The 9788-nt window shown below is 39.6% G+C and carries 5 protein-coding genes and 1 pseudogene; 2 read left to right on the forward strand and 4 right to left on the reverse strand.

The features are described from left to right. Positions 1-702: 702 nt before the first annotated feature. Entirely contained in the window at positions 703-1002 is a 300-nt protein-coding gene (locus BV372_RS34605) for a hypothetical protein (protein ID WP_218776812.1), read from the forward strand. Here BV372_RS34605 and BV372_RS38540 read toward each other — a convergent pair. From BV372_RS38540 to BV372_RS34620, 4 genes and pseudogenes are all read right to left on the reverse strand, one after another. Further along, positions 977-1072, reverse strand: a pseudogene (locus BV372_RS38540) (hypothetical protein); the annotation flags it as partial. The gene BV372_RS34605 and the pseudogene BV372_RS38540 sit on opposite strands and share 26 nt — an antisense overlap. A 120-nt stretch (positions 1073-1192) precedes the next feature. After that, entirely contained in the window at positions 1193-1567 is a 375-nt protein-coding gene (locus BV372_RS34610) for a nuclear transport factor 2 family protein (protein WP_086692105.1), read from the reverse strand. 224 nt (positions 1568-1791) lie between these two features. Next, a complete protein-coding gene (locus tag BV372_RS34615; RefSeq protein WP_086692109.1) occupies positions 1792-2610 on the reverse strand; it encodes a carbonic anhydrase in 819 nt (272 codons plus the stop codon). A gap of 575 nt (positions 2611-3185) precedes the next feature. Continuing rightward, complete coding sequence (locus tag BV372_RS34620) at positions 3186-4904, reverse strand: ankyrin repeat domain-containing protein (protein WP_256973640.1); 1719 nt, start codon at positions 4902-4904, stop codon at positions 3186-3188. A gap of 2266 nt (positions 4905-7170) precedes the next feature. Between BV372_RS34620 and BV372_RS34625 the strand changes: the two genes are divergently transcribed. Further along, entirely contained in the window at positions 7171-9099 is a 1929-nt protein-coding gene (locus BV372_RS34625) for a hypothetical protein (protein WP_086692116.1), read from the forward strand. Positions 9100-9788: the final 689 nt, after the last annotated feature.

A 9788-nucleotide genomic window follows, 5' to 3' on the forward strand; every position in this document is an offset into this window, starting at 1 on the left:
ATCAATTTCTTGCAAAACTGTTTTTCGTCCAAAGGACTTTCGTAGCCCTTCGAGTTTTAAATGCATTCCTCGAACTTCAGATCTCATTCCACAAATCTCCCTTCTTTGATCTAGCATCAGTCAGATTACTAATTACCTCTATATGGGTAAAGAGGTCTCGTAATTGGAAACATCCCAGCTAAAATACGCCTATATAGTCTTGAGTAACTATGGTTCTCATCCTATTCATGCGATCGTAAAGACCCGTTACTGAGGCGAACATCCGAAAAGAATGTCATTAACTAAGGCTGCAACAACATTTTTTAAGTGACATTACTTTCCTCCATATCTTAAGTTTCAGTACTTTCAAAACCCTTTTTAGAAGACACTTACATGGGATAGCTGCCTAGTAATTGTCTGATTGTCGCATAAAACTACGGTAAATTGGTAGAAATTAAGTAGTATATTGCTAGTAGTCTCACATAGGTGGCAAAAAAAGGCAAGTATGTTTTTATAAAAAGAAACAACCTCAAAAAAATGTGTTGATGGCTACACAATTTAGAGCTTAGCGATAGGAGAGGCGATCGCGTTATTAACTCTGGCTTGAGAAAATAAAATATATTTAAGGTAAAAAACCTGTTTAGACTATGTAAGTCTAATATTCAGAAGCGTATATACAAGCAATCAAGAAAATCGCACAATCGAGAGAAGTTTTAAATGGAGATGATAACCACTATTGAAGTTGAATTAATTTTAAAATATTCCCGTTCTTTACGAAATATTGTGGTAAAACGGCTAGATTCTCCAACTATCAGTTTTGAGTTGACTTCAGATTCTACGATTGGTAATTGTGCAATTGAGGTGCTAGATACACTACCAAGGATTCTTGATAAAGACGGATATCCACGGCTCGATTTACTAAACTTTCGACTTCGTAATAGAACTGAATGTTTACAGGTTCAGTCTGGACAAAAAGTATTAGTAGAAAAGATTCGTATTAAAAATTTGCCCCTACTTTCTTAAGATTAAAAGTAGAGACACAAACAGCGATTTTATCTACTGGCGTTTTAGCATCGTGGCAATGTCTATGAAGTAATTGAAGGTTGTCGTATTCGTTTAGGTGGTTACTTGGAACATCGACGTAATACTCCTATTGACATCCAGGTAGTATGGCGAGGCTGGTTAAAACTGGTGGTTGTGAATCAGCTTTCAGTTACGGTAGCACTTGGCTAACATGACCAGCGACAACTTGCCAATTTCCTTGGGGCTGTGACTGTGCCCAAACCCTTGTGTATCGGTATATGCCTACGAAAGCTTCGCCTTCAAAAGTGCCAGCCACCTCCATTTTGACCGTCACCACCGCTGTATTACCATAGAGTTGCACTCGCTGTTGTTGACCTTGGAGTAGCACAAGTTTTTGAATATCTGAGCGATGTGCCTCTAAGTCAGTCTGCTTATCAATTAATTCACCAGTGTGGGTCGTGAAAACTAAATCATCAGCAATCAGTTCTTCTAAGGCTGAGACATCACTTTTGAGCATAGCCTGCCGCAGCCTTTCTTCCAATTGTTCAATCAAAGTGATTTCCATCTTGCTCAGAGAGTAGTTTTAACAATACCTTAGCCAATTTACGAGGGTTCAACGCCTGTAGAAACAAGGTGAATACGACCTAGAAAAGTAAGGTTGGTAGTGATAGGATGCCGAACATGGGCGAGTTGTAGATTCTGAGTTGGAGTTGTGGAAGACAACAACTCTACTACAGAGCGCCTTCTCTGTTCATACTCTTTTTTTGGCGAAAGTATTGATCTACATTTTTACTTTGTTGTTGAGCCTCGATAAATTCGCTCCATTTGCTCTGGAGATAGCACCGTCATTGGAAACCATTCATGTTCCGAACTAGGGACTTCCCGGGGTAATTGATACGTTTGTTGTTGAGTTTTACTGGAATGTATTTCCACATTGCTAGTTAAAGGTGGGTTAAGTAACCTCTCATCTATCTCTGATGGGGGAAGCTGATTTTGGAGCAAGACATAGGCGTGCTGTTGTGGATCGTATACCAAAACTTCTCCTGCCTCAATTTGATAAACCCAAGCATAAATACTAAGTTTTCCTTGGTAGAGTTTAGAGCGAATCACCGGATAAGTCCGTAGATTTTCGATTTGGGTAAGTACATTTTCAGCAATAATTATGTCTAAAAGTTCTTCCCCTTCGTAGTCGCTGTAGTTGTCTTTCACCAACCGTCGGGTTGCTTCTGCATACTTGAGCCAGTCATGTACAAGCGGCATTTCTACCCGCAAGCTGTCTAATTTCATTAACCCTTTCATGGCACCACAATGTGAGTGACCACAGACAATAATTTGTTGAATATCTAATGCTTGAATAGCATATTCAATTGTTGCCCCTTCACCGCCATTAGTAGCACCAAATGGTGGAATAATATTGCCTGCATTACGGATAACAAACAATTCACCTAACCCAGCTTGTGTAATCAGGTTTGGATCGATACGCGAATCTGAACAAGTAATAAATAGTACCCTAGGCTTTTGACCATGAGAAAGTTGTTCAAACAGTTCTTCATGGGTACTAAAATAACTACTTTTGAATTCGCGTAAGCCTCTAATCAATTTTTTCATAAGAGTACCTAAAAGAAGGGAACGAGTAATACTTTAAATTTGTGGGAAAATTCAATTCTGGAATCAAGGAAGTAGAAACGTGCCAAAGCAGCAATTGGTTTATATCATTGAGCTTTGCCGATGACAGAGGTCAAGCGGATAACTCCATTAAGTATATTAAACAATATCTGTAAACAGATTGACTCAATTAATCGGCTTTTGCCATTACGCCATTGACTTAGTTAAAAGGCGAAATTCATTCTTCTATTGTTTAAGCAGTCTTGTTAAACAACTCTCTCTGGTCGCAATTTTAATATGCAATCAATCTGCAATTGGTAATAAATTTGGTATTTTTCCCTTCCCTCATCTAATTTCTCAGATCCCATTCCCTATCTACCATCACTATCATGAGAGAATAATAAAGTAAAGTATCATAAACTCTTTCCGGTGCTTAAAAATGCTCAAGCCGAACCCATATCAGATTCATACGGCTCTAGGCAAGCATTCACTACTGACTTACATAATGCCTAGTTTGGCTCTGTTGTGTTGCCACAACAATATGCAGTTGCAGTAAGCTATAATTATTGACAAGTAAGTTATTTATTTACAGTAGCGCGACTCCAGGTTAAGTTGATTAAATCTAAGACGTAATCATCTAAATTATCTATATATTCTGATTGTTCCTGAGCCATTACACACAATTTACCGCCAGTAATATAAATTTTAGCTGGTTCTCTGTAGTAAGCTTTGTGGCTACTGATCCATCCAGGTTTCTCACCAGTGGTTTCGAGTTTTTCTATTTTAAATGTATGGCAATGTAATCGATACACTGGAGTTTCATTAGAGATTCTTGTATCCACATATCCTAAATTACCAATAATATAGATGTAGTTCCCAACTAATGTGGCTGAATGAAAATCAGTTGGGCTAAAGACATCTTTAGGATAACCAAAAATCTGAAAATTCCCATCACTTTGATAAACTACAACATCGTTATATATACAAAAATCAGGATCATAATAGTCTTCATGTTCACCACCAATTTCTACAATTCTGCCATCTGGTAATTGTGTAATGGTTCGGCCAAATCGCTGATAGCACCATGCTTTATCTTGCCAATCCTCTGTATCATCAAACAGATTTTTGGCTGCATAAGCAGAACAACCATCACAAATCATAGCCTGCCAAAAAGGTATTTCCATCAACTCTGGATTGGTTTTGCCAAAGCGCGGATGTTTCCCAGCAAAATATTGCTCTGGTGATAATTTTGATAGTGAAAATTTGTTCTTGTCAATGCCAGTGAGCGATCGCCGCATATCATCGTTAATATCGCTCAAATCTTCACCAGCTGCAACTAGAATTCTAACAATTTCAACATTAGTAGCCATATTAATGGCTTTATTATTGTAATCAGCGATTCTGCTAGGATTTGCACCAGCTGCTAATAAAATTCTGACGCAATCAGTTGCTCCACACTCTGCTGCCAGCATTAACGCAGTGTTACCAAAGTCATCAGTAACTTCAACATCACATCCCTCAGCAATTAGCCATTGTAGTATGTCGTGCCGATTGTTGGCGATCGCATACATTAACGACGTTTTTCCGCAGTTTCCACCATCGTCGTGACTTGCTCCCGCAGCTTGGAGTAATTTTGCTTTAGGTAGTTCACCTACCTGAAGACTCAACAGCCAAGGGGTTCTATGCCAACAATCACGCACATCTTGATCCGCTCCTTGCTCCAGCAATAACTTTACTTGCTCTAAACTCCCAAAAACTATAGCGTACATTAATTCTGTCCATCCCAGTTGCTCTGGGTTAGCACCTGCGTCCAATAATAATTTGACAGCATCAAATCTTCCTACATGAGCCGCTACTTTAATTGCAGTCTCACCATAGCTACTTATGCCATTAATAGGAGCACCTCTAGAGATGAGTAAATTTAAAGTCGAGATCAAGTTTTGATCCTGCAAAATATCTCGACCATACATCGCATCAATTAAAACATCATATCCTTCTGGTCTTCGATAGTTTATATCTGCTCCAGCATCCAGAATCAATTGGATTTTATCCAAATTTCCTGATTGCACAGCCAACCCAAGTACAGTATGTTGATATTCTGGTTCAATAGCATTAACATTTGCACCATGTCCCAAGAGGAAGCGAATCATATCGATACCTGCATTGGAGCTACTGACCGCACACATTAATGGTGTTTGCTGGGAATACTCGTCTACGCAATCAATATTAACGCCATTGGTTATTTCATGTGCGACTCCTGGAATATTTCCCTGCTGTGCATAAATATGAATTTGCATAATTTTCTGAGTTAACTTCTATTTTAGAATTATCGGTGTTGCTGTAGAGCGTTCTATAAATTAACGGTACTTGAGAAAAACTCAAATCTTTTAGCACAAGCGGTCAGTAGTTCATTAATAGCAACTCAACTACCAGAGGCAAGTTTTATTCCAATATCGTCTGGTGTGTGTCACAGATATTTACTAAGAAACTTGATGATTTTGCTTGGGCGAGAATCGTTCATTTGATTGTGACTAAAATTAATGTACTACAAATATAACTTATTGCACTACATAATAATGTTTATGCAAGACTAGGGCTGTTGATGAAATTAAGAAAAATCCTAGTAAAAATTTTTGTTGTATTCATGGGACGATACACAAAATTGTCTTGCAGTCGAGAGTGTATTGCGTGAGTGACCAGTATTCACCAAAACTGTATTTAAATGTTATGTATGCGGCAAAATCCGCATTTCTTAGCGATCGCGTATCTTTGTGATGAACCGAAAGAAAAAAGTGTAGTAAATTATGTTAAAAAACACCTTTGTTGCATAATTAGTTGGCTTTTCGTCTGAAAGCTTTGATACAGAATATTTTATTAATAAGAAAATTTAATTGATGATTCACGCTGCACAAGGGTTTGAGGTATTTATGCAACAAAGTCTTAAAAAGTTGATTTAGCAATCTGTAAATATTTACGTAATTAATTTTACATGCTTACTTGTCTAATACCCTAACTTCATCTGCAAAGTGGTGAATCTTAGCAGTTGTAATATCTTTCAGCAATAACCTAACGTCTCCTGAACTAACTTATCTTTCTAAGCCAAAATTACGATGCATACATATTTTATTATGTCAATCCTAGGTATGCCAGATCAATATGCGTTTATCTTATCTAAAAACTAGATAATATGTGGTAAAAGGATATTTATACAGTATTGTTACTAACAAAGATGAATTTTGTTCTTGAGTGCATCCAACAAAATACACAAGATTCACAGTATTTAGCTAGCTTTAGTTACTGTGGGCAAAAAAAAGTAAGACTAAAACTTTCAAAAGTAGATATAGAAAGCATTTGAGCATTTATTTTCTAACAGAATACCTGAAAACAATATTTTTGGTAAAAGTCTGATTTTGCAAGAGTTTTAGCTGATTTACCCGAAAATTCATAAAAAGGGTTAATCAGTCTGAACTATGCGCATTTACAGAAACTTGTAATACAGGAAATAGAGCTACATCATCAGGAACAGACGTTATCCGAAGTTTTTGAGTCGCCCAATAAAGAATTAGCGTAAATCAATCTAAATATTGTGAGGTAATTATGACAATTAGTGGACTTGTGAGATTAAAAATTGAAGCATTAGTGTTTACAGTATAAAATCCTTAAAATCAGCAAGGCTAGAATGCTCTGCAATCAATACTTATTTTTGCCTTGTTATTACCAGGAAATAACTTAAACACCGATTCAGGCAAAGAATATGCTTAATTTGCTCAAAATCTCATCGTATTCCTAAAGCTAACTAAAATTTTGCTTTGTAGTTTTAGAGAGATGTTTATTTTGAGTAATAGTAACAACTTTGATAGTGAATCTAAAAAAGACGTGTAGTCAAAATAGTTCATATCTGTCATTAACTACTAAATAGACTCAAAAATCTATATTACAGCCTGTATAAGGTTTTGAAAGGTTGCTTATATGTCTTCAAACCATTTAGCAATCAGGTTTTGGCATAGTTAATGATAGTTTAGAGACAAAAAATAGTAATTTCAAATTTTGTAATTTTGGGAATACATGAGCAATGCATATATCGCCGCTTGTAAGGGTAAACTTGTCCCTTATTTGCTTCTTTGCAATTTCTACCCATAACTATTTCAGCAGTTTCGCATCGAAAAATTGGACTTTTTATAGTCTGAAAACCTTAAAACAAAGCTTTTTATGGGTAAGTACCTAACAAGAAATTTGTATACTCAATAGCTTATGTGCTAAATAGCACGCTTGTTAAGGGCTTGCTCAAGTGAATCATTCTCAAATCAGAAAACAGAGAAATTTGTGACTCCTAGTTTGTGATCCCTAATTGATGATTCTTATCTTTTTCACAGTTTTGAAACCCTTGAGAATAGGTCACTTGCCTTTAACAAGTATTCCATGCACTTATATGCTGTCTAAGTTTTTTGGCCGTGATGGGCGATCGCTCTGCATTAGTTGATGCGATTTCTTCGGATGGTTATTTGCTCCCTAAGCCCTTTAAACGGCGAGTTTGAAACCATACAAAAGTAAGGAGAAAATCAAATGTTTTATAAAGCTTCGGTTGCAGTATCTGGACTACTGTTAATCTTGCTGACGCAATCTGCACTGGCAAAAGTAACGTGTTCACCACAACCTAGTCCACAACATAATCCACAACCAAAGCCTCAACCAAGTCCTCAACCAAGTCCTCAACCAAGCCCTCAACATAATCCTCAACCAAAGCCTCAACCAAGTCCTCAACCAAGTCCTCAACCAAGCCCACAACCAAATCCTCAACCAAGTCCACAACCAAGTCCACAACCAAGCCCACAACCAAGTCCACAACCAAGCCCACAACCAAATCCACAACCGAACCCACAACCAAATCCACAACCTAGCCCTCAACCGAACCCACAACCAAATCCACAACCGAACCCACAACCTAGCCCTCAACCAAATCCACAACCTAGTCCACAACCTAGTCCCCAACCTAGTCCCCAACCTAGCCCACAACCTAGCCCTCAAACCAATCCCAACTCTCAAACGCAACCTCAGCCCAATCCCCAACCTAGCCCCCAAACGCAACCGAAAAAGAAAGTTAAAACCGTTGGTAATCTTATTCCTATTTCCATCCCACTTGCAGGAGCGAGAAGGGTAGGAGTGGGTCATACGGACATTTCTGGTTCTGTTTTTGCCGGAGGCGGGACCTTCCCTACAGCCGGAGTTGAAGGTACTGTTAGCCATCGCCTGTCCCAAAATCTCTTCCTCTTTGAACAGGCTACATACAACCCTACTGCTCCATCTAGCGCAATTGGAGTAGGAGGGGTAACCACTGGAGTTGTATTTAACGCGCCTGGTGAGTCTCTTCGTCACAACAGCTATATCGGGGTTTATAGCAACATCCTCGGTTTTGGAAACACCGAGGGAGATGATATTTCTCAGACTGTATTTGGAAACTTAGGAATCATTGGAGGACTTCAACGTCCCGTTGGAGAAAAAGTCTCTGTGTTTGCTCAGGCAGAAGCGGCTCAGCGGTTGTACTCTTTCGCAAAGTCGGCGCAGGGTCAAGCAGCAAGAATTTCAGGAGGAATGTCTATGGCTGTATCTTGTGCATCTGGAGTCAGCTTAGTCGGGGATTATACCGTTGGATCTAACCAAGACTCAGAATGGGGTCTAAAAGGGGTCTTTAATTTTGACTTCTTTGGGACTTCTTGTGGAATGAGACGCACTAGTGCTTCCTCTAACGTAGTAAAAGTCACTAAATATGTTGTGACTCTCATTGGGGCTAATCCATCTACCGATGAGATTAGAAGGGCTGGGCTAACTCCCCCCAATGCAAACCCTGAAAAATTTCGCCTCCAATCTGAACGTTGGATAGGAGAGAAAACACAGGTTGTAGAACAACTGGTCTTTGATGCTGTTGAGGTAGAAAGTATGCCCAAAAAGATCCTCTTTGTACGAAAGTCTATATCTCCTAAAGCTTTAGAAAAAGCCCAGCAACTTGCAGCCGACCGAGAACCCAAAAAAGCGTTTGAAGAGATTCGCAAACTTCTTCAGGCCGAGGAACAAGATGAGACTTTTAAGCTTGAGGAAGAAGCGAAAAGGATTGCAAAGGAAAAAGGATTGGCTCTTTCTTCAGTACAGAAAGTTGGGTATGCCTTCAATTATCAGAACCACCTTCTTGGTGTAGTAGATAGTGACCTGTCTCAGCCTTTTGTTGGAAAGCCGCGAGAGATTTCTCCTGCTGAGTTGATGGTTGTTAAAGAAGTTGTCAAACAAGGCAATAGTATCTTGCCGTCTCTGGCAACTGGTTACACCACAAAAGGAACGACTCTCAGAGGGGAAAGCATCGTCAATGGTAACAAGTTACCACCTGGGACAAGAGTTCAAGTACCTAAGAAGAATGAGGTGATCTTTCCATCTCCTAACACTGGCTCTGGTGCTTCAGTTGAATCTCCTCAGATCCAGTGGACTAGGATTAATAATCAGTAGGGATGTTGTTATATAGCGGTTCCCAGCCTGAATTTATCTGTCTTGAAAAGTTCTGAGCGCCGACTTCCGGATCTCCGACGCAAGGCGACACGCCACTCCCCTCAACGGGGGAACCCTCCTTCGGGTGACGCTCCTTCTCCCAAGGGGAGACGCTACGCTAACGTTACGCTAACGCCAGTCGCCTGCGGAGGAGCCACTGCGTTGGGCGGCTCTGCCGACTTGAAGCAAGTGGTGAGACCAGTCCTAAGGCGGGTTTCCCGCCGTAGGGAACTGGCGAACCCGAAGGGCGTTGGAAACCCTCCCACAGCGCTGGTCTCACCGCACAGGGGTGGCTCAGGAACGCACTGGCTCGACTTTTCGCTGCGTTCATCTGTGGTTAATTACTTCTTCCTGTACCTCACTGGGTTGGTAAACGCTATAACACCTTTGACTGTTACGATGCGATCGCCGAATGCAAAGCCAAAGCCACGATTCCGCAGATTCCGTCAAAAGACACTATATTGATAATTTAGGCAAAATCGAAAATAAAATAGTTGCGGTTACAGATTATGGTGTCTGGGAATGAATGACATTTCCATTAATGTTTGAAGTCTAGCAACGCGGATCAAAGGTTGTTAGAAGGAGATATCTATAGCAATCCTAAATGGTTTATGAGAAAACACCATATTCATGAAGTTTAGGGAAGTCAA

It is taken from the genome of Nostoc sp. T09 (assembly GCF_002154695.1).
Taxonomy (GTDB): Bacteria; Cyanobacteriota; Cyanobacteriia; order Cyanobacteriales; family Nostocaceae; genus Aulosira.